Source organism: Pseudoalteromonas sp. BZA4 (assembly GCF_040104395.1).
Lineage (GTDB): Bacteria > Pseudomonadota > Gammaproteobacteria > Enterobacterales > Alteromonadaceae > Pseudoalteromonas.
In genome coordinates this window covers 114,821-137,168 of the sequence record NZ_JBECOT010000001.1, presented here as the reverse complement: position 1 = coordinate 137,168, position 22,348 = coordinate 114,821, and the positions used below count along the sequence as shown (strand labels likewise).

General features: G+C 40.9%; 21 protein-coding genes. 6 read left to right on the top strand and 15 right to left on the bottom strand.

The genetic code is table 11. From position 1 onward, the window contains the following. Positions 1-137: 137 nt before the first annotated feature. The 5 genes from ABMY41_RS00530 to ABMY41_RS00510 form a co-directional block, all read right to left on the bottom strand. Complete coding sequence (locus ABMY41_RS00530; protein WP_349273912.1) at positions 138-614, bottom strand: transcription elongation factor GreAB; 477 nt, start codon at positions 612-614, stop codon at positions 138-140. A 76-nt stretch (positions 615-690) separates the two neighbouring features. After that, positions 691-1,611, bottom strand: a complete 921-nt coding sequence (gene secF, locus ABMY41_RS00525; RefSeq protein ID WP_349273911.1) for a protein translocase subunit SecF — start codon at positions 1,609-1,611, stop codon at positions 691-693. Further along, a complete protein-coding gene (gene secD / locus ABMY41_RS00520) occupies positions 1,608-3,419 on the bottom strand; it encodes a protein translocase subunit SecD (protein ID WP_349273910.1) in 1,812 nt (603 codons plus the stop codon). Before secD ends, secF begins: the two co-directional genes overlap by 4 nt. 74 nt (positions 3,420-3,493) lie before the next feature. Next, positions 3,494-3,871 carry a hypothetical protein gene (locus ABMY41_RS00515; RefSeq protein ID WP_349273909.1) on the bottom strand — a complete coding sequence of 126 codons (378 nt, stop codon included), beginning with the start codon at positions 3,869-3,871 and terminating at the stop codon, positions 3,494-3,496. Between the two features lie 192 nt (positions 3,872-4,063). Further along, positions 4,064-5,110 (bottom strand): NAD(P)-dependent alcohol dehydrogenase, encoded by a 1,047-nt coding sequence (locus ABMY41_RS00510; RefSeq protein ID WP_058585149.1) that lies wholly within the window; start codon positions 5,108-5,110, stop codon positions 4,064-4,066. Positions 5,111-5,282: 172 nt separating this feature from the next. On the opposite strand from ABMY41_RS00510, the gene ABMY41_RS00505 reads away from it, so the two are divergent. From ABMY41_RS00505 to ABMY41_RS00495, 3 genes are all read left to right on the top strand, one after another. Beyond that, positions 5,283-7,064 (top strand): ABC transporter ATP-binding protein/permease, encoded by a 1,782-nt coding sequence (locus ABMY41_RS00505; RefSeq protein ID WP_349273948.1) that lies wholly within the window; start codon positions 5,283-5,285, stop codon positions 7,062-7,064. A 74-nt stretch (positions 7,065-7,138) separates the two neighbouring features. After that, positions 7,139-7,852: a YebC/PmpR family DNA-binding transcriptional regulator gene (locus ABMY41_RS00500; RefSeq protein WP_054561631.1), complete on the top strand. Its 714-nt coding sequence runs from the start codon at positions 7,139-7,141 to the stop codon at positions 7,850-7,852. A gap of 53 nt (positions 7,853-7,905) precedes the next feature. Continuing rightward, a complete protein-coding gene (locus tag ABMY41_RS00495) occupies positions 7,906-9,180 on the top strand; it encodes a protein kinase (protein WP_349273908.1) in 1,275 nt (424 codons plus the stop codon). 317 nt (positions 9,181-9,497) lie between these two features. Here ABMY41_RS00495 and ABMY41_RS00490 read toward each other — a convergent pair whose 3' ends face one another. The 7 genes from ABMY41_RS00490 to glk form a co-directional block, all read right to left on the bottom strand. Beyond that, positions 9,498-9,941, bottom strand: a complete 444-nt coding sequence (locus ABMY41_RS00490) for a hypothetical protein (RefSeq protein ID WP_062564507.1) — start codon at positions 9,939-9,941, stop codon at positions 9,498-9,500. Positions 9,942-9,962: 21 nt separating this feature from the next. Beyond that, positions 9,963-10,307: a hypothetical protein gene (locus tag ABMY41_RS00485; protein WP_349273907.1), complete on the bottom strand. Its 345-nt coding sequence runs from the start codon at positions 10,305-10,307 to the stop codon at positions 9,963-9,965. A 122-nt stretch (positions 10,308-10,429) separates the two neighbouring features. Beyond that, complete coding sequence (gene gap / locus ABMY41_RS00480; RefSeq protein ID WP_062564508.1) at positions 10,430-11,434, bottom strand: type I glyceraldehyde-3-phosphate dehydrogenase; 1,005 nt, start codon at positions 11,432-11,434, stop codon at positions 10,430-10,432. A gap of 18 nt (positions 11,435-11,452) precedes the next feature. Then, positions 11,453-12,073: a bifunctional 4-hydroxy-2-oxoglutarate aldolase/2-dehydro-3-deoxy-phosphogluconate aldolase gene (eda, locus tag ABMY41_RS00475; protein ID WP_349273905.1), complete on the bottom strand. Its 621-nt coding sequence runs from the start codon at positions 12,071-12,073 to the stop codon at positions 11,453-11,455. A gap of 34 nt (positions 12,074-12,107) precedes the next feature. Beyond that, positions 12,108-13,958, bottom strand: a complete 1,851-nt coding sequence (gene edd / locus ABMY41_RS00470; RefSeq protein WP_054561636.1) for a phosphogluconate dehydratase — start codon at positions 13,956-13,958, stop codon at positions 12,108-12,110. 431 nt (positions 13,959-14,389) lie between these two features. Then, positions 14,390-15,403, bottom strand: coding sequence for a LacI family DNA-binding transcriptional regulator (locus tag ABMY41_RS00465; RefSeq protein ID WP_349273904.1), 1,014 nt, complete (start codon positions 15,401-15,403; stop codon positions 14,390-14,392). Between the two features lie 22 nt (positions 15,404-15,425). Next, the gene (gene glk, locus ABMY41_RS00460) at positions 15,426-16,424 is read right to left on the bottom strand and encodes a glucokinase (RefSeq protein WP_289096501.1); all 999 of its coding nucleotides are present in this window, start codon (positions 16,422-16,424) and stop codon (positions 15,426-15,428) included. A gap of 415 nt (positions 16,425-16,839) precedes the next feature. On the opposite strand from glk, the gene ABMY41_RS00455 reads away from it, so the two are divergent. The 3 genes from ABMY41_RS00455 to ABMY41_RS00445 all read left to right on the top strand — a co-directional run bounded on the left by ABMY41_RS00455 (position 16,840) and on the right by ABMY41_RS00445 (position 21,141). Next, positions 16,840-17,859, top strand: a complete 1,020-nt coding sequence (locus ABMY41_RS00455; protein WP_289096500.1) for a LacI family DNA-binding transcriptional regulator — start codon at positions 16,840-16,842, stop codon at positions 17,857-17,859. A 193-nt stretch (positions 17,860-18,052) separates the two neighbouring features. Next, positions 18,053-20,239 (top strand): OsmC domain/YcaO domain-containing protein, encoded by a 2,187-nt coding sequence (locus tag ABMY41_RS00450; RefSeq protein WP_289096498.1) that lies wholly within the window; start codon positions 18,053-18,055, stop codon positions 20,237-20,239. A gap of 182 nt (positions 20,240-20,421) precedes the next feature. Then, on the top strand, positions 20,422-21,141 hold the full coding sequence (locus tag ABMY41_RS00445) for a hypothetical protein (RefSeq protein WP_287243134.1): 720 nt from the start codon (positions 20,422-20,424) through the stop codon (positions 21,139-21,141). A 9-nt stretch (positions 21,142-21,150) separates the two neighbouring features. Here the strand turns inward: ABMY41_RS00445 and ABMY41_RS00440 are convergent, their stop codons facing one another. The 3 genes from ABMY41_RS00440 to ABMY41_RS00430 form a co-directional block, all read right to left on the bottom strand. Next, complete coding sequence (locus ABMY41_RS00440; RefSeq protein WP_289096495.1) at positions 21,151-21,438, bottom strand: hypothetical protein; 288 nt, start codon at positions 21,436-21,438, stop codon at positions 21,151-21,153. Between the two features lie 384 nt (positions 21,439-21,822). Then, positions 21,823-22,131, bottom strand: coding sequence for a sialate O-acetylesterase (locus ABMY41_RS00435; protein ID WP_349273946.1), 309 nt, complete (start codon positions 22,129-22,131; stop codon positions 21,823-21,825). Between the two features lie 63 nt (positions 22,132-22,194). Beyond that, the gene (locus tag ABMY41_RS00430) at positions 22,195-22,332 is read right to left on the bottom strand and encodes a hypothetical protein (RefSeq protein WP_289096494.1); all 138 of its coding nucleotides are present in this window, start codon (positions 22,330-22,332) and stop codon (positions 22,195-22,197) included. Between the last annotated feature and the right edge of the window lie 16 nt (positions 22,333-22,348).

Sequence of the window (22,348 nt, the reverse complement as noted above, 5' to 3'; positions counted from 1 at the left end):
CAATACGCATTAATTGGGAATTAAGCGTATTGGTATAAGCCTTAAGCTTGATGTGATTTATAGAGGTTTTTTTGCTTTGTGACCAACGAGATATTTTTTACTTGAAGATGAAATTTACTGATTAAAAATACCAATAATTAAATTAACTGTTCTATGGCGTACAACTGTTTTTTGCCAGCAATAGAGAGTTCAACTTCATCATCAAGGCACTTTCCAATCAATTGCTTACCTAACGGCGCTTCTCGGGTTACAACATAAATCGGTTGCTCTTTTACGGTGACCACTAAGCCACCAGCACTTGGGCCCATAAAAAACCATTTGGCGTTATCTTGCTCATCGGTAAGACACACTAATGCACCTTCACGAACCTTATTAAATTCGCTTTCTTTAAACACTGTATTGAATGCTTGTATGTCACGGTAGCATTCATTAACTCGCTCAGCTTGCCCTTGCGCTAGATAAGCAGCCTCTAAACCCAAGGTATCGTATTGAGTTTCAGCAACACTTTCTTCGTGAGTTGCTGCATCATGGGCCGCTTTTGCCGCTTCTTTAGCGTTTTGCAGTTGTGCCTCAAGCGCAAAGCGTAAATGTTCAATTACGTGTGTTTTATTCATATCAAAGCAGTTAAAACAGAAAAGCCGCTATTCTATGGAAAAATAGCGGCTGATGAAAGTAAGTTATAAAACTGACTTACGGCATCTCCATATAGGCTTTGGTTTTATCATCCAGTGTTTGGGTGTAATTTTCTGAACTTAACCCCAATAACTGCGGCAAGGTCGCAGCGATACAAATCGATGAGAAGGTTCCCACCACAATGCCTGCAAATAACGCGATGGCAAAACCCGTTAATGCAGCACCAGCAAGCAACCAAATACAGGCAATGGTCGCAAGTGTTGTGCCTGAGGTGATCAACGTACGTGTTAAGGTAGAACCAATTGCATCGTTAATCACAACATGGGGGTTAATGCGTTGATTGTCTGGCTGAATACGTAAAAGCTCTCTGACTCTGTCGCCAACAATAATTGAGTCATTTAATGAATAGCCAATAATAGCCAGTAAACTCGCCAGCACGGTTAAATTAAACTCAAGCCCAAGTAAGGAAAACAAGCCCAGCACTAAAGTTAAATCATGTAACAGTGCAACCACTGAACCTACTGCGAGTCGCCATTCAAAGCGCACGGCAAGATAAACCATAATTGCAATCAGCGCTGCAAATAAAGCTAAACAGCCCTGTTCAAAAAGCTCATCACCCACTTGTGAGCCTAAAAATGAGCTAGATAATACGCTATAGTCGACGCCTTGCTCATTCAGCTCTGCTTGCCAAGTACTCGCTTTGCTAGCCTCTGGTGCTTCTCTTAAAACAAAGTGATATTCACCCGCTTTACTGATAGCTAATTTACTCGCAACCTCGGGGCTTAACTTAGCCTTTAAATCAGCAATTGTCGTGACTGACGTTGTGTTGATTTCAGTGATGTAGCCACCTGTAAAATCAAGGCCAAAGTTTAGTCCTTTTACAGATAAAACAGTTAAGCTCGCGATGACTAAAACACAGCTTAGAACTAGCCCTAAAACGCGTGCTTTACTCGCTGCAGTTAATGTTGACCAACTCATGCTTTAGCCCCCGTCAAATTAGTTAGTTTAATGTAGAGTGTTTGGCTAAGCGCTTTTGAAATATAAACGCCAGTAAAGACACTGGTTAATAGCCCAAGCGCTAACGTGATTGCAAAGCCTTTCACCGGCCCATAACCAATGGCGTATAAAATAATTGCCGTGATCATCGTAGTCACATTGGCATCAAAAATGGTCGTAAATGCTTGGTTATAACCTTGCTCAATCGCTTGATATGTAGGTCGACCTTTACGCTTCTCTTCTTTTATTCGCTCAAAGATAATCACATTGGTATCAACTGCCATCCCTATCGTCAGAACAAGCCCTGCAATACCCGGTAAGGTCAGCACAACCCCCGGCAATAACGACATTAAACCAACTAAAGCCGTTAGATTAAGCAATAAAGCAATATTGGCAATCAGCCCTAAGCGACGATACCAAAGCGCCATAAACGCAAGGGTAATACCGATACCCAGCATTAACGCAGCTAAACCGTGCTCAATGTTTTCACTGCCTAAGCTTGGGCCTATGGTTTGTTCTTGAACGATTGTCACTGGCGCTGTGAGCGACCCTGCACGTAGTAAAAGCGCTAAATCGTAGGCTGCTTGAGAGCTTTTCATATTAGTAATGCTAAAACGAGAACTTAAATGCTGGGCAATGTTTGCCACATTGATCACTTCGCTTTTTTTAACAACGTCGCCATTTGCATCACGTGAGTATTCCGAATACACCGTGGCCATTGGCTTACCTATGTTGTGCTTCGAAAAAGTAGACATCGCATCGCCACCTTGCGAATCTAAACTGAGCTGAACTAAAGGCTTGCCCCATTCATCTTTGCCAACACTGGCATTATTAATGTGATCACCTGAAAAAATAGCCATCGGATTTAAATTAACAACGCCACCGCCTTGTACATTAAACGCTTTACCACCTACTTCGACGACCTGATAAAAATCGAGGGTCGCAGTTGCACCAATAATCCGTTTCGCTTCTGATGGGTCCTGCACACCAGGTAACTCAATGCGAATGCGCTGCTTACCTTGTCTTTGCGTTACCGCTTCTGTGATACCAAGCTCTTCAATGCGACCACGCAGGGTTGTTAGGCTTTGCGCCATAACTTGTTTATTGAATTCGTTTTGGCTTTGCTCGTTAAAATGTAGTAATACCGTGGTTAGGTTATTCGTTGTTGATTTAGTTTCCATCAGGCCTTTGAATTGACCTTGTAACGTTGGGACAAGTCCTGCAAGTTGCTCCTCACCACTTGGTAAAATTTGTAACTCAACCCCATCTTTTACTTCACTTGCCCGGATCCCACGAATTTTGTCTTTACGAAGCGTCAATTTAGTTTGTTGATACACACTGTTTAAGTGCTCTTGCATTGCTTTATCTAGGTCAACATCAAGCACAAATAAAACGCCACCATTTAAGTCGAGTCCCAATTTAATCGGTGAGAGACCCAGCTGCTGAAGCCATTGTGGGCTTGTCGCATGCTCAACAATTTTAGCCTCTAGCTGTGGGTATTGCGTTTTTATAAAGCTCAACGCATTAGCACTTTGAGTCGGCTCAGCTAATAAAATAGCCAGTTGTGCTTGGCTATCATTGGCTTCAGTCACTTCAAAACCATGTTGATTTAGTGACGTTGTCACACTTTGCAGCGTCACAGTTTGATCTGGCAAGCTAATGTGCAACCAGGATTTGTTAGGGTAAAGGTTAGGTAGTGCGCTAACCGCTAATAAAATACACGCCGCTATCATAGCGACATAACTCATTTTTAGTCGACGCCATAGCGCCGGCTTAGGTTTATGTGACATACATGACTTCCTTCCGGCATTGTCAGCCGGTAAAAATTTAATTCCAAAAAATAAAAAGTAACGAAGGAAGTCGTTTAGCTATGATAGGTCGTATTGGCTTTATACAAGAGATTAGCGTCTTTCCAGCCACTAATGCGGGATTTACGTTGAGTGGCTAATGCAAACCATGGGATCACACGCACAGCACTTGGCGGCGCTAAAAAGTGCTCTTTTCTCCAGTCTTCAGCAAAGAATTCAATTAATAGCTCGTAATCAGGATCAACCTGACTGTGATAAAGAAATAATGATGAATTACTGGCAGTTAAACGCGGCACTAGGGTATCAAACCCCGACGGCTCTACCGGTTTAGGATGTTCAACTGTATGAGTTTGTGAAATAACTGGGGTTTTAGTCAGCTCGACTTGGAACAATTTTGTCGCAGCAAAGTGTGAGTGAGTGTCAGGCATAGCCATGCTCTGTGCGCTAAAGAACACAGTAAATAGCAAGATAATGACTGAGAAAAACCGTAACAAGAATTGACCAATAAATTAAGTAGATACCGTGGGTATAATGGGGGTAAAAAAATAAAACACAAGGTATTACTAAAATAAAAGTGACTAAAACAAAAGCGGGCCTAATTAGGCCCGCTTAGTAATTTAACTTTGTTAAACTTCTAATGATGACATATCGATAACAAAGCGTGAGGCCATATCACCTTGCTTTAACTTATCAAAAGCGTCATTAATTTGGTCCATTTTGATCATTTCAACTTCAGGTAAAATATTATGTAACGCGCAGAAATCTAAGATTTCTTGAGTTTGCGCTATACCACCAATCAATGAGCCTGCAACACGGCGACGCCCCATTAATAATGGCACTGAGTTAGTCTCTTCAAGCTCACCTACTTGACCAACCAATACTTGCGTACCATCAATATCTAAAAGCGGAATATACGGCGTAAAGTCGTGTTTTACCGGAATAGTGTTAATGATCACATCAAATTGATTTGCATGCGCTTGCATGGCATCTTCATCGCTCGATACCAATAAATCTTTTGCGCCATAAGATAAAACCTGCTGTTTTTTCTTATCACTACGGCTAATCGCCGTAACATGTGCACCCATTGCAGCTGCGATTTTAATTGCCATGTGCCCTAAACCACCTAAACCAATCACACCAACACGGCTACCAGGGCCGACATTCCAAGTGCGTAGTGGCGAATAGGTTGTGATACCCGCACATAAAATTGGTGCACATTTAGCAAGGTCTAAGCCTTCAGGCACACTTAGTACAAATTCTTCACGCACCACAATGTGTTTTGAATAACCACCTTGAGTGAGTTCACCACTAATGCGGTCTTGTCCTGAGTAAGTTCCTACCATACCTTCGCGACAAAACTGCTCTTCACCGTTATGACACTGATCACAGCTTAAACAGCTATCAACCATACAACCCACAGCAACATTATCGCCCACTTTATATTTAGTAACGCCGCTGCCTACTTCAAGGACGCGACCAACGATTTCGTGGCCTGGTACCACTGGGTACTGAGTCCAGCCCCAGTCGTTTTCTGCGGTGTGTAAGTCTGAATGGCACACGCCACAATATAGAATTTCAATTGATACATCTTCATCACGAAGTGCACGGCGTTCAAAATGATACGGCTCTAATGGTTTTTCAGAATCATGTGCTGCATAACCGACGGTTTTCATGCTTACTCCTTAGTTTTCTTCGTGTTTTATTCATGCATTTAACTAATTTGCTAATGCGCTTGTGTATAATGCATTCAGTATAGAGGTAAATTAACAAATTACACTTGCCTAAAACACGAAAGCTTTTGCCTATTTTTATCAAATTGATTTTTAAGAGACCCCCATGCGTGGAATGAGCCGCAAAGAACAGGTGACGAGATCGCCTGATGCAATGAACCTATCACAAAGCATAAAAACACTCTGGCCCTATTTAATGACCTTTAAAGGCCGGGTTATTTTAGCCGTCTTAGCGCTTATTGCTGCAAAAGGCGCCACATTGCTGATGCCTTGGGCACTAAAAGAAATAATTGACGCGGTTGATGCGAGTATCAACCCGCTATTAAGCGTTCCTATTGCCTTGCTGATCGCTTATGGTTTGCTGCGCTTTGCCAGTGTATTTTTTGGTGAAGTACGCGATGCGTTATTTGGCCGTGTTACTGAGCACGCAATGCGCCATATTGGCTTAAAAGTTTTTAAACACTTGCATAGTTTAGAACTTGCCTTTCATCTTGACAGGCAAACAGGCGGTATCAGTCGCGATATAGAGCGTGGCACAAGTGGCCTCAGCTTTTTAATGCGCTTTTTGATGTTTAATATTGTGCCAACCCTATTTGAAATAATCACAGTAGCCATTATTTTTGCAACCTTGTTTTCACCTTGGTTTGCACTGGTAACATTAATTGCGGTTGCTAGTTACATTGCTTTTACTGTGATTGTAACTCAGTGGCGTAACCGATTTATTCGTGAAGCAAATGCTGCCGATAACAACTCAAACACCCGTGCAATCGACAGCTTACTAAATTACGAAACCGTTAAGTACTTCAACAATGAACACTATGAAGCGAGCACCTACGACGGCTTTTTAGCTAAATGGGAGCAAGCAAGGCTTAAAAATCGTTTATCATTACTTGCGCTTAATTCAGGACAAGCACTTATTATAGCCACGGCTATAACAGCGCTGATGTGGCTTGGTGCCAGCTCAGTGGTCAATAAAGAGCTGACAATAGGTGAGCTTGTGATGATCAATGCTTATATGATCCAGTTATTTTTACCACTTAACTTTTTAGGTTTTGTTTATCGTGAGATACGCCGTGCGCTGACTGACCTTGAAAATATGCTGGGGCTGTTAAATCGAAAAGCCGCCATTAGCGATGACAAAGATGCAAAACCATTAAATGCAACCAAAGCTGCTATTCGATTTGAAAATGTGTCGTTTAGTTACGACAAACAAAGGCCAATTTTAAATAACTTAAGCTTTGAGGTTACTTCTGGCAGCAAAGTGGCGATTGTGGGTGCCAGTGGCGCAGGTAAAAGTACTCTAAGCCGCCTGCTCTACCGTTTTTATGATGTTGATGCAGGTAAAATTTATATCGATGAGCAAGCTATCAACACAGTGACACTTGAAAGTTTGCGCCAAGCAATTGCCATCGTACCGCAGGATACCGTGCTATTTAATACCAGCATTCGCGAAAACATCGCCTACGGAAACCCAACAGCAAGCGAAGGTGAAATTGATCAAGCCATAAGCCTTGCCCATTTAGATGGATTTATTGCCAGCCTAGATAAAGGCGATAAAACCCTTGTTGGTGAACGCGGTTTAAAAGTATCAGGCGGTGAAAAACAACGCATTGCAATTGCCAGAGCCATTTTAAAGGGTTCACCCATTTTATTATTTGATGAGGCAACATCGGCGCTAGATTCGCATTCAGAACAAGCCATTCTCAGCGCGATGCGTGAAGTTGCACAAAGACATACCAGCTTAGTCATTGCGCATCGTTTATCAACAATTACTGACGCTGACAAAATTATTGTTATGAAACAAGGACAGGTTGTTGAGCAAGGTCAGCACCATCAACTGCTTGCAGCGAATAGTGAATACGCACGAATGTGGCAGTTACAGCAAAGCGAAGAATAAACACTGTTAACTAGTAGTTTAAATGATTAGAATAACCGCTTTATTTTTATCTATAACAAAAAGGCAACACGCAGATGGGCAGAGCTTATCAAAACAAAAAAGACTCAATGGCAAAAACTGCGGGTGCAAAAACCAAAGTTTATTCAAAGTACGGAAAAGAAATTTATATCTGCGCTAAGAATGGTGGTGTTGATCCCGATGGCAACTTAGCGCTTCGTCGCTTAATTGAGCGAGCTAAAAAAGACCAAGTACCTACGCATGTAATCGAGCGTGCAATCGATAAAGCCAAAGGCGGTGGCGGCGAAGATTACGTAGCAACTCGCTACGAAGGTTACGGCCCGGGCAACTGTATGATCATTGTTGACTGTTTAACCGACAACAACAAACGTACCTTTGCTGACGTACGTGTTTGTTTTACAAAAGCGAATGCAAAAATTGGTGCGCAAAACTCAGTATCACACTTATTTGATCACCTCGCTATTTTTGTATTTGATGGTGATGATGACGAGGCTGTTTTAGAAGCACTAATGATGGCTGATGTTGATGTAACAGATGTAGAAGTTGAAGACGGTAAAGTGACTGTATTCGCTCCACATACTGAGTACAACAATACCCGTACAGCACTTGAAGAAATGGGAATTACTGATTTCCACGAAGATCTAATTGCTTTTGTGCCGCAAGTAGAAGCCCCCATTGAAGGTGAAGACGTTGAAGTCATGGAACGCTTTTTAGCCATGCTAGAAGACTGTGACGACGTACAAAACGTTTACCACAACGCACAGTTTTAATTAAAAAGGCCAACCCAGTTGGCCTTTTACCTTTTAGCCCAAAGGAATCAACATTGAATACCCTCGAAGAGTTAAAAGCCGGTTCTCTATTAGGTTGTACACGGCTTCAGCTTGTTGCAGAACTAACCGAATTCCCAAAAGAAATTTATACCCTAGCCGATACGTTAGAAATCCTCGATTTATCTAATAATCAGCTAAGTGATTTACCTGACGATTTTTACAAATTAAAAAATCTCAAACGGCTGTTTTTATCATTTAATCAGTTTAAACATATTCCAGACGTGCTAAGACAATGCCCAAACCTAATCATGGTGGCATTTAAAGGTAATCAAATTACTGAATTTAAAGCGCACTGTTTACCAACGCAGATTGAATGGCTGATCTTAACTGATAATCAAATTCCTGTTTTACCTGATACATTTGGTGAGTACAGCAAGCTTAAAAAGCTCGCACTGGCAGGTAATCAGTTAACTCATTTGCCAGTTTCAATGGCTGATTGTAAAGAGCTTGAGCTAATACGTTTAAGTGCCAATAAGCTTACAAAAGTTGAAGATTGGCTTTTAGCTTTACCGAAACTTGCTTGGCTTGCCTTCTCTGGTAACGATTTAAATCGCTCAACTAGCTTACACTGTGAGCAGTTTAGCAAAATCGCACTGGATGAAATCGAAGTTAAAAAGCAGATTGGCCAAGGTGCGTCTGGGGTTATTCATTTGGCCAACTGGCATCAACGTCCTGTTGCCCTTAAGTTATTTAAAGGCGAGATCACCAGTGATGGCTATCCACTTGATGAGCTAAATTGCTGTTTAAAAGCAAGTGAGCATCCAAATCTCATAAAAGCATTAGGCTATGTTGATGAAGAGACACAACTTGGTTTAGTGATGGAGCTTATCAGTAAAGAGTTCACAAATCTTGGTTTGCCGCCCTCCCTTGCAACTTGTACCCGAGACACATTCGAAGACAACTGTCAGTACGCGCCAGAAATGGTGCTAAAAATCGTCAAGCAAATGGCAAGTACCCTCGCCCATTTGCATCAAAAACAAGTAAGCCATGGTGACATTTATGCCCATAACAGCATGATCAATTCACATGGCGAGTTATTATTTGGTGACTTTGGTGCTGCAACTGACTTATCAATACTGCCGCCTAATCAACAGCTGCTATTAGAAGGCATTGAAGTACGTGCCCTTGGTTATTTTATCGATGATTTACTGACTGTAGTCACTGAACAAAACGACATTACCGAGATGCTTGCTGACATAGCTCAAGAGTGCTTAGGACTCAACTCAGACAAACGCCCTCGCCTTTCTGAGCTAGTTTCGCGATTATGAGTGTAGTTAATTATAAATAAAGCCTCAGTGAGGCTTTATTTTTGCTTTTTAAACGGGAACACCTGCTGCTTAATCATTCCTTCACCCACTTGAAACTGCTCAGCCCTAAATAGCCGATGATAAAGACGTGCCATGCTATAAAAATCCATTTATCAATTTTTTGCAGCTTAACACAGGAGAATTTAGGAACAAATATACGCTGAGTCATCTCGAAAATGTGTAAATAAAGAATTAATAGCGAAGAACTGTCTAATATTATTGAACATCCATATCCTTATAAAACGATTTAGGCTTATATAAGAATAAGCCTTTAACTATTACTGAAATGCTTTATCAAACTTATCTTGATCAAGGTATTTATCAAATGCACCTAAAGCATTACCCACACTTGGCTCAGCCATTAACTCTTGCATTGCAACTTCACCGACAATACCGAATGCGTTTTCCATTGCTCCCTGACCGCCGACTTCTATCGCCGCCTTAGCTTGCTTTGGACAGTCTTCAGTTAATAAACGCGTAACTAACGCACCAACATAGCGATTAGTGTCATCCATATCTTGCTCTGTCACGTTCGCGAAAGGCTTAATTATACTATGCGTCGACATACCCAGATAAATCCACTTAGCGAGATTTTTCCGCTCTTTGCCATTTAGTGAATCAGTTAAACACACTGCAAGTTGCTGAGCTTCTTCTGATGCTGAAGCATAACTAGGCAGTAACGACATTACAAAGAGTGAAGTAGTTAATAAGATTTTTTTCATTATTTTCCTCATAAACTGGGATTAACCATAGAATTCTACTTCAGTTTTTACACCAAATGGTATAATGAATTCTCTAAATTCAGGGTCCCCTTGCTGAGCTTTTGGATATTTAAGGTTATACATATTCTTTTTAAACATATTTAAGAATTGCTTATTTTGCAGCTTATTATCCAATACACTGACTTTCACAACATCACCCGCTTGATTAACCATCATCATAAATAAAATTTTATCATCAGATCGTCTGAAGTCGTCTTTTGCTTTTGTTATCACATCTTTGGGAATATTAAAATCGGGTAGGTTTTTATCTTGTGTTGATGAGCAAGACACTAACAAGAGGCATAAAGGTATTAAAAATTTATTCATCATCTGTCCCTAAAAATATTTAAAGACAAGATACTGTGAATAAATGCTTTTATCCAGCAAAAACCAAAAAAGCCACGATAAACGTGGCTTTGTTGGATAAAGCTTAAACTTTTACTGTTCTATTATAAGAACTGACCTAGCGCTTTAACTTGGTCTAACATGCGGTTTGAGAAACCCCACTCGTTATCGTACCAAGCCATCACTTTAACAAGCTTACCATCTACTTTAGTTTGGGTAGAATCGAAGATTGAAGACGCAGGATTGTGGTTAAAGTCGATAGAAACAAGCGGTAGTTCGTTGTATTCAAGAATACCTTGCATTGCACCTTCTGATGCAGCTTTAACGACTTCATTAATTTCTGCTGCAGATGTTTCACGCTTAGCAACGAACGTTAAGTCTACTAAAGATACGTTGATTGTTGGAACACGAACTGCCATGCCGTCAAGTTTACCCGCAAGTTCAGGAAGTACTAAACCAACTGCTTTAGCTGCGCCTGTTTTCGTTGGGATCATTGACTGAGTTGCACTACGTGCACGGTATAAGTCTGGGTGATAAACGTCAGATAAGTTTTGATCGTTTGTGTAAGCATGAATTGTTGTCATGCTACCTTGCTCGATACCTACTGTATCGTTGATTGCTTTTGCAATTGGCGCTAAACAGTTTGTTGTACACGATGCATTTGAAATGATGTTACTGTCAGCGTTTAATACTTCGCTGTTAACACCATGAACAACTGTTGCATCCATGTCCGTGCCTGGTGCAGAAACGATTACTTTTTTAGCACCCGCTTCAATGTGTTTAGCCGCTGCGTCACGTGAAGTGAATAAACCAGTACATTCTAAAACGATATCTACGTTTAAAGCTTTCCAAGGAAGGTTTGCTGGATCACGCTCTTGCGTAAGGGTAATTTCATCATTACCAATTAGCATGGTGTTTTCAGCAAGTGTTACTTTTTGAGAAAATTGACCGTGTACTGAGTCAAATTGAGTTAAATGCGCGTTAACATTTGCTGGCGCTAAATCGTTGATTGCAACGATTTTGATTTCGTTGTTTTGAGCTGACTCATAAAGGGCACGTAATACGTTACGACCAATACGTCCATAGCCATTAATTGCAACATTAATCATTCTAATATCTCCCGTTAATTATTTTACTTCACTTGCTTGGCGAGCAAGCGCTTCAATGGCTTGCCAGTCTTTGTTTTCAATAAGTTGTTTATCTAGCATCCAAGTACCACCTACACAGATTACGTTTTTAAGTGCCAGGTAATTAGGTGCTGTTTCAAGGCTAATGCCGCCTGTAGGGCAAAAAGTTACTTGTGGTAAAGGGCCACCAATTGATTTCAGCATTGCTGTGCCACCTGCTGCTTCTGCAGGAAAGAACTTTAAGAACTTAAAGCCATGGCTTGCTAATTTCATTACTTCACTTGGTGTTGCTGCACCTGGTAAAAATGGAATATCAGTGTCTTTAGCCAGTGCTAATAATTCGTCGTTTACACCTGGGCTAACCATGAAGTCAGCACCGGCTTCAAAAGATGCATTAAATGTTGCTTTATCAACCACGGTACCTGTGCCAACGTATGCTTCTGGTATGGCTTCTTTCATTAGCTTTACAGCTTCTGCCGCAATCGGCGTACGTAAAGTAATTTCTAGTGCTTTTAAGCCACCGTTATAAAGCGCACGTGCAAGGGGTGCTGCATCTTCAAGTTTTTCGATAACAACAACCGGTACCACAGGTGCCGATGATAAAATTTTCTCAATGCTCATTGTTTGTTCCTCATAGCCCAGTAACGGCGTATTATTATTCTAAACCAAAGGCACTTGCGCCTAGGTCTGCACTACTTACTATATTTCTGAAACCTGCGAATAACTCTCGGCCTGTACCATATGTTTGGCTTGGTTGGCTAAGTTGTAATTCACGTTTTGCTAATTCTTCATCGCTTACGTGTACTTTCAATACACCCGCTGGTGCATCAAGCGTCACTAAATCACCTTCGTGAATTTTTGCGATTACACCACCTTCAACCGCTTCTGGTGCTAAGTGGATTGCAGCAGGAACTTTACCTGATGCACCCGACATACGGCCGTCAGTCACAATCGCCACTTTGTAGCCTTGGTCTTGTAGTGTTGCCATTACTGGCGTTAGTTTGTGAAGCTCAGGCATGCCTTTCGCTTTTGGACCTTGCTCTTTAATTACAGCAATAAAGTCTGTGTTTAATTCACCACGGCTATACGCTTCTTGTAACTCTCCTTGAGAGCTAAATACTTTAGCTGGCGCAGAAACAACTTGATGTGACTCAGCCACTGCAGATACTTTAATAACAGCTTTACCAAGGTTACCTGTAAGAAGTTGTAAACCACCTTGCTTGCTAAACGGGTTATCAATCGGACGTAACACTTCTTCATCGTGTGATTTTTCTGGACACGCCACCCATTTAACTTTGCTTGGGCCAGTGCTGTTAGTCATGATCACTGATGAATCTTTATCTAGCATTGGCTCTGTGGTGTATGCTTCTAAGCCATCACCCACAATCGTTTTCACGTCGTTATGTAAGTAACCTTTGCTTAGTAGTTGCTTCATTAAGAAGCCCATACCGCCGGCAGCTTGGAAATGGTTCACATCTGCTGAGCCGTTCGGGTAAATACGTGTAAGAAGTGGCACAACTTCTGATAAGTCAGCCATGTCTTTCCAAGTAAGGATTACACCCGCTGCTTTGGCGATAGCTACTAGGTGGATTGCGTGGTTTGTTGAGCCGCCTGTTGATAACAAGCCAACTAAACCATTAATAATTGTTTTTTCACTTACTACGTCTGCAAGGCAGTTAGCATCTTTTGTTTCGATTAACTGCTTTAACATGGTTTCTACAGCATGACCTGTTAAACCATCACGTAGCTCTGTGTAAGGGTTAATGAAAGAGCTACCTGGTAAATGTAGACCCATAATTTCCATTAACATTTGATTCGAGTTTGCGGTACCGTAGAAAGTACAAGTACCGGCACTGTGATATGATGCGCTTTCTGCTTCTAAAAGCTCTTCGCGACTTACTAAGCCTTGTGCAAATTTTTGACGAACACGGGCTTTTTCTTTATTCGGGATACCCGACTGCATTGGACCAGCTGGTAAGAAATACGTTGGTAAATGACCAAATGATAAGGCACCAATTAAAAGTCCAGGGACAATCTTGTCACATACACCTAAACAGAAAACACCGTCGAATACGTCATGCGATAAAGAAACCGCAGTAGACATTGCAATCACGTCACGCGAGAACAATGAAAGCTCCATGCCATCACGGCCTTGTGTAACACCGTCACACATAGCAGGTACACCACCAGCAACCTGTGCTGTAGCATCAAACTTAGTGGCAAGGCTTTTGATAATTTCTGGATAGTCTTTGTAAGGAACATGCGCAGAAAGCATGTCGTTATAAGCGTTGATGATAGCTAGATTTGGTTGCTCGTCTGCTTTTAAACGAGCTTTGTCATCGCTGCTACAAGCAGCCATAACGTGTGCAATATTACCACAGCCTAAACCAGCACGAACTCTTGTTTGTTTTTTTGCGTGCGCGATTCGCTCTAAATAAGCTTGGCGGGTCTCTTTACTGCGTTCGATAACGCGTTCGGTGACTTCTTGGATACGAGGATGCAACATATAAATTCGACTCATCTCTATAGTTAGAGGATAAAGGCTCAGTAACAATTACAGACTCCACGAAAATAATTGTACTGAGCAACTTTGATTTACCCGTTCAAAGGTACGCTGACAGGCTGTCTCTCACAACCAACCTGACACCGGTGTCACTGTATTAACTCATGACTGTGACACCGGTGTCAACCTTATCTGTTAAATTTAGTTTAATTTTTTTAAATGACCAAATAATGAACAATTAAATTTTAGTAGAATATGAGTAGAATTCATGTAAAGCACCACTATCAAAGGTGTATGCATAAGAAAGGTTTTGTTGTGAGCTTTATTTAAAAACAGCAACTTAGATCATAAAAATGCAATTTTTAGATTGAAAATAAAAAAGCCCGAGAACGCGTCACTCATTCTCGGGCTACTGTGAAAAAACAAGATGAAATTTATTTAATTGCTGCTGTCGACTCTCGAGTAATAAGTTTTGCTTCAAGGGTTACTTGATAAGGCGACTCTTGTGGCTCACCAATATGAGTGATCAATTGCTTAACTGCTTGCTGAGTCATTTCTTCAACTGGTTGTGCAATGGTCGTTAACCCTGGCCAGATATGACGTGCAATAGGTGCGTTATCAAACCCAGCAATAGAAATATCATCTGGCACTCTTAACTGCATTTGCGTAGCAAGCTTTAATACCGCCGCTGCCATGTAATCATTTGATGCAAATACTGCTGTTGGGCGAGGGTTTAAATCTAAGATTGTACGGGCACTATCAACACCAGAGTGATAACTGAAGTTACCTTCTTCAACTAAGCGTTCATCAAACTCGATACCATTTGACGCAAGCGCTCTTCGATAACCTTTAAAACGCTGCTCTGTCGCACTGTGATCAGGGTGACCTTTAATGAAGGCAATTTCTTTATGACCCAGCTTAATAAGATGCTCTGTTATTTCAAAAGCCCCCTGCTCGTCGTTACTTCTTACCGAAATAGAGTCGTCTTCAAGTACCGCAGATGCGACGCGAGCATACGGGATCTTTTTCGACTTTAAAAAGCTTACAAGTTCAGGAAAATCAGAAAATGGTGGGGTTAGTACAATGCCGTCTAAACGAGAGGTTTGAATTAATTGTTCAATATTACTAATTAATTCATCACCACGTAATTCGCATGGATGGATCAATAAATTATAATTAAGCTCATGACATGCCGCTAAAGCACCTGTTTGCACACGGGTAATATAGCTTTTACTCGGATTGTCGTACAAGCAACCAATAATAAAACTACGGTTTTGTGCCAAACCACGAGCGATTGGGTTTGGTGTGTAATCAAGCTCTTTAAATACTTTAAGTACTTTTTCGCGCGTTGCATCACTCACGTTAGGCTCATTGTTGAGCACGCGAGACACTGTTTTTTTCGATACACCGGCATAGCTGGCGACACTGTTGATGGTTACTTTCTTCATCCGCTCTACATCCAACTGCTAATTACGCGTTACTTTTAACATGTATACACGCAGCAGCACCAATGAATGGAATGTTGTCTTGTGTTACAAGCGTAACGGGGATCTGTGAAGTATATTGCGACATAATGCCTTTGTCTGCAAAACGCTCAACAAATCGACTAGATAATAGACGTTGTTGCATGCGAGGTAAAATACCACCGCCAATAAATACGCCACCTAATGCGCCAAATGTCAGGGCTAAGTCCCCTGCTACGCTGCCAATCCAATCACAAAATTGATTAAGTGTTGCATCACAGACTTCACACTGACCAGTGGTTGCAAGCTCACTGATTTGTGCAGCATCTAGATTCTTTGCTTCAACACCTTTTACCGCTGCCATAGCGCGGTATAAATGCGCGATACCAGGGCCCGAAAACACGGTTTCAACAGATACATGATTTAACTGCTTTTTAAGCTCAGTGATTAACTGGCGGTCTAACTCTGTCACTGCCGCAAGGGTAATGTGCCCTGCTTCGCAGCTAAGTACAGCACTGCCTTGTGATGTACGAACTAAACACGCAGCACCAAAACCTGTACCTGGCCCCATAACTGCGATATTCGCATTTTCATCAGCCTGGCCTGCTTTAACAGCCATATTTTGCGAATCATCTAAATAAGGCGCCGCATAAGCAAATGCTGCAAAGTCGTTGATTACTTCAAGTTGCTCAAATGAAAACTCTGCTTTTAAATCTGCAACGTTAAAGTGCCAGCCAAGGTTTGTTAAGTGAACTTGGCCTGCTTTAATCGGGCCAGCTACTGCTAAACATGCGCGGCTTGGCTTTGGAAACGAAATTTGACTAAAGTACTGGTTAATCGCGCTTTCTAAAGAGCCAAAGTCAGCACTTGGAAAAGTTAAATTGTGCTCGATAACAAACTGGTTAGTTTGTGCATTAAAGTCAGTGATTAAAGCGAAACGAGCGTTAGTGCCGCCAATATCGGCAACAAGAATAGGAGTGAATTCTGTAGTTGTCTGTGTGTTCATGATGTTTTCTCTATTTGTCTAAGCTAGTTGCCGCTTATTGTTCTAGTTTTCAATGGCAAAGCCACTGTGTCTGCTAAACTTTGGGTCATTGCCTCAAAGAAGCTATCTTTGGTATTAAAAAAATGCTGCCCAAATGAATGGGCAGCCAAATACGTTTTGACAACAAAATGATAAAACAGTGACATTATGACACCGGTGTCAGATTAGGATCAATAAAAATTTTCATTATTTGTGCATGCATACGTATTTAATGAGAAAACCTGCGTATTAAGTATCGAAAAAGCATTTATATACGCATAAAAAATGCCTAGCTGTGTACAGAACAGCCACACACACGCCGCTTGTCACAAATAGCTTGAAAAAAATATTAAATAGCCGAAAATGGTAATTACTACTTCTGTTATTTGGTAACCATATGAAAGGTAAGGCGACATCTTTTGACATTGCACATTATGCGGGTGTGTCGCAGTCAACCGTGTCTCGCGCGCTGCGAAATAGCCCTTTGGTCAACGAAGAAACGCGTCGACGTGTTCATGAGGTAGCAAAACAGCTCAACTATAAAGTTGATAAAAATGCCAGTAACCTAAGAACTCAACAAAGTAGCACCCTCGCCCTGTTATTATTTGAAGATCCCACTTCGGATGAATCACAAATAAACCCTTTCTTTTTGGCAATGCTAGGCAGTATTACAAGAGCTTGTGCAAAAGAAGGCTACGACTTACTGGTATCGTTTCAGTCGAGCAGCTCTGATTGGCAAGCCGATTACGAGGACAGCCACCGTGCAGATGGCTTAATACTGCTTGGTTATGGTGATTACCTCGATTACCAACCTAAATTTAAAACCTTAATTGACCAACATACTAAGTTTGTCTGTTGGGGTGCCAGCGTAGATAACCGCCCAGACTTAACGGTCAGCTGCGATAACTACGGCGGTGGTAAATTAGCAGCTGAGCATTTACTTGCAACCGGTAGAACCGACTGTGCATTTATTGGTGATGCTTCTGATCATAGCCCTGAGTTTTTTGCTCGCTACCAAGGTTTTAAAGATGCATTCTTAGCTAAAGGCATAGCTTTAAACGAACGTAAAATGGCAAATGCGATTTCAACTGAAGAATCAGGCTATCACGCGACTCGTTCCCTCATAGCAAATAACATTCGTTTTAATTCATTATTTGCCGCCAGTGATCTTATTGCTATTGGTGCTATTCGCGCACTGAAAGAAGCAAAAATCAAGGTTCCTGATGATGTACACGTTGTTGGCTTTGATAACATTGCTGTTGCCAGCTTTGTAAATCCACCACTTACAACCGTTCAGCAAGACACCACCCTCGCCGGACAAATGTTGGTCGATAACCTGCTCAAACTTATTCGTGGTGAAGATGTAGAGAATACCCTTTTACCACCGCGTTTAATTATTCGCGGTTCGAGTGTTTAATTTTTAGCGATAACAACTTTGTTATCGCCTACTCCTTACCCAACCAGAAACTTATTGCATTAAAATTAGTTTTTTTTCGATTTACCCAAGACTATTACTTCGAAAAAGCAGATAATTACGCCTATTATGTTGAAAACGCTTATCTGGCAAACAAAGCTTTAGATAACAACGCGCACAAAGGTGGAATTTTTTAATGGAAATTAAAGTTAATTTTCTCGACAACCTCAGACTTGAAGCCAAGTTTGATGATTTTTCTGTCATTGCAGACCAACCTATTCGCTATAAGGGTGATGGCACTGCACCTAGTCCATTCGATTACTTTTTAGCATCTTCTGCATTGTGTGCGGCTTATTTTATTAAAGTGTATTGTAATTCACGCGATATCCCGACAGATGGTATTCGTGTGGCGCAAAACAATATCGTTGATCCAGAAGACCGCTATAACCAAATTTTTCAAATTCAGGTTGAGTTACCAGAAAGCCTTTCTGAGAAAGACCGCACGGGTATTTTACGTTCTGTTGAGCGTTGTACAGTAAAACGTGTTATTCAAACTGGCCCAGAATTTAAAATCGATACTGTTGAAAGCATCGAAGCAGACGCGCAAGCAATGTTGATGGCAAAACCAGGTGATGACAGTAATACCTTTATTTTAGGTAAAGACTTACCCCTTGAAGAAACCATCGCAAATATGACGGCCATCCTTGAAGAGTTAGGGATGAAAATCGAAATTTCTTCTTGGCGAAATATTGTGCCAAATGTATGGTCACTTCATATTCGTGATGCAGCGTCGCCTATGTGTTTTACCAATGGTAAAGGTGCAACCAAAGAAAGCGCGCTATGCTCAGCTTTGGGCGAATTTATTGAGCGCTTAAACTGTAACTTCTTCTATAATGATCAATTCTTAGGTGAAGACATTGCAAATAGCGAATTTGTTCATTACCCAAATGAAAAGTGGTTTGCTCTGACTGATGATGACTCTCTACCAGAGGGCATATTAGATGATTATACCCGTGAAATTTATAATCCTGATGGTGAGCTGTGTGGCTCACACTTAATCGATACTAACTCTGGTAATAAAGAACGTGGTATTTGCTCTATTCCTTATGTTCGCCAGTCAGACGGTGAAACGGTTTACTTCCCGTCAAACTTAATTGAAAACTTATTCTTAAGTAATGGTATGAGTGCTGGTAACAACTTTGCCGAAGCAAAAGTACAGTGTTTATCTGAAATTTTTGAGCGTGCAGTTAAGCGCCAAATCATTGAGCAAGAAATTGTTTTACCAGACGTACCTCAAGAGGTTTTAAACAAGTACCCAAGTATTGTTGCGGGTATTAATGGTCTTGAAGAACAAGGTTTCCCTGTTGTAGTAAAAGATGCCTCGCTAGGTGGTCAGTTCCCTGTCATGTGCGTAACACTCATGAACCCTAAAACAGGCGGTGTATTTGCTTCTTTTGGTGCGCACCCAAGCTTTGAAGTTGCGTTAGAGCGCAGCTTAACTGAGTTATTACAAGGCAGAAGCTTCGAAGGCTTAAACGATGTACCTAAGCCAACGTTCAATAGTATGGCAGTTTCTGAACCGGAAAACTTTGTAGAGCACTTTATTGATTCAACTGGCGTGATCTCATGGCGCTTCTTCAGCGCTAAACACGATTATGATTTTGTTGAATGGGACTTCTCTGGTAGCAATGAGGAAGAAACAGCGAGCTTATTCGGTATTTTAGAAAGCTTAGGTAAAGAAGCTTACATTGCTGAGTTCTCAGACCTTGGTACTGCATGCCGTATTTTAGTGCCTGATTATTCAGAAGTTTATCCTGTGGAAGACTTGATTTGGGACAATACCAATAAAGCACTTAATTTCCGCGAAGATATCTTAAACCTACATCGTTTATCAGAAGATGAACTTGCTGATTTAGTTGAGCGCTTAGAAGAAAGTGAACTAGATAACTACATAGATATCATAACCTTAATTGGCATTGAGTTTGATGAAAACACAGTATGGGGTCAGTTAACGATTCTTGAGCTGAAGCTACTTATTTACTTAGCACTTGGTGATTTAGAAGCAGCAATGGAGCTTGTTGAAGCATTCTTACAGTATAACGACAATACCATTGTTGAACGCGGCCTATTCTACCAAGCAATGCATGCAACGTTAGAAGTTGCACTCAGCGATGACCTTGAGATTGAAGATTACATTCATAGCTTCACCCGTATGTTTGGTCAAGAAACGATGGATGCAGTCGTTGGCTCAATCAACGGCGATGTAATGTTCTATGGTTTAACAGAAACCAGCATGAAACTTGAGGGCTTAGATAGACACCTTCGTTTAATCGAAAGTTACAAAAAGCTACACACTGCTCGCGCTAAAAAAGCAGGATTATAATCAGGTAAATCGAGCTGTAAGCAACCAACTTACAGCTCCACCCCTTTGTTTATTAAGGAAATTAATTAACACCTCAAAAAAACACTTAGATTTTTATGTATTTGCACTGTAAGCTCCCTACCTTGTCCAGTTCTATTTAAACTGGTAAATTTCACTCAAGTTTCACCCTCTCGATTTATTAAATGGACTTAAAAGGCTCTATTACTGCCCCTCTTATCCTGTTTGTACTGTTTTGCACTCACACTTGTTTTGCAAAAATAACAATTGGTATATCAAGTGAAAATGGCGAGTCATTAAAGTACTCACGCAAACAATTTCACGGTGAATTAAAATCAGCCTATAGCTGCGTTATCAATCAACTTGATAGCAACTACGACGTAATCACTGTACCGCAAGCACGGCTTATTAAAATGCTGCAAAACAATGAAGTTGATATTGCCATGCCACTTTTATTGTTACCACAGAGAGATCTATTTGCGACTCGCTCAGCGACAATTTATCAAGTTGGATATGAGCTGATAAGCCACAGTACTAACCCAGATTTGAGTATCGAGAATTTACGCAGACAGGCAAACTTGAATGGTATCGTCTATAAACGCGGAACTGGGGCACGTACCTTAATGCTTAAATATTTAGGCATTGATAAAAATGAATCGATAAGCCATGAACATCAAGTCAGTACATGGCAACAAGCCGTTGATTTTGTGGCTAAGAACAGAGCTGGTATAACAGCTCTTCCTGCTGTGATTGCAAAAGATATCGAGCCTCACCACTTTAATGGCATTACACGCATTAAAATGCCTGACCATCAATTAGGACTTTACATGTCATCACGTTTTGCTAAAAGCGCTGAAGCAGCTGCTATCAACGATGCATCAAAAACCTGTAAAGAAGTTAGATGAGCGATAAGGTTATTTAATTTGCTCAGTCTTAAGCTTGGCTAAACGGCTTTCAACTTGTAAACGCTCTTGCGCTGTTAGTTCGCCATAAAACTTAGGGTATGGCCAGCCATAACCCCAACGAAAGCTAGTAGGTAAAAAAGGTATTCCACCCACTCTGACACCAGTAAGCATCAAGATAGCAATCTCTTTCTCACCCACTTTAGCAACACACTCTTTTAAATCTACATCAGCTTGCTCACGTTGCTTAAAAGTGCCACCTTGCCAATATGCTAGATCATGGGCTGTACAACACGCCAACTACAGTTTTTTGTGAGCCAAGGTTCCATCAGGAAATGAACTACAACCATCCGTTGTAAATGGCCTAAGCTCAGCTGACTCAGCTTTAATTAAGCACACAGGGAAAGCAATGAAAATAAATATAAAAAGAACATAATTTCGCTTATTCACGGTAAATTCCATTTTAAATTTGGCCCTATTATAAACAAAAAACCGCCGAGGTTAATTCGGCGGTTTAATTATTTAAGAAGTTATTTAAAAACAGCTTACTTAGCTAATGTTTCGGCTGCTTTTTCTGCAAAAAGGTTACCTAGTTTTATATAGTAATTACTTTTATAGTGCCATTTATCTTCAATGAATTCGACAGGCTCATCAAAGGCAACTAAATGAGCATTAGCTTTTTATTTAACGTACTTTTTCTGAGCATCCCATACACTCTATATATGGCATCATTCGTGTTTGAGGTGTTTTACCAGAGTCTTCTATTCTGCCAAGGATGATTGGTAACTCCTTATCACCAAATACCATTTTCATATCATTCATAAGGCTTGTTAAATTAGCTAAATAAACCTTAGATGCTTGCTCATGATAGGCATCGGCCTCACCTTGCATCCAAATAATCCCTGCTGGGACTAAAGTATCTGCTTCACCATCTGTATCATTGTTATCTAACGCAGATCTTACTGTAGTTTGAAAGTTATCCCAATGGTTGATCTTGGTGTTGTCAGCAACCGGGTTACCAAAAAAGAGTAAGGTATTTTCAACTGGTTTTTTATACTACGCAGGTAAATATTTATTAAAGCCAAACCCTTCTATATTTGATTGGCCGCCCATAAAGTAAAGCAAATAGTCATCCGCTTTACTTTGCGTACTTACTGCTAATAGAGCACATAAGGCTAGTTTTTTTAACATCATTTTCCCTTGCTCCAAA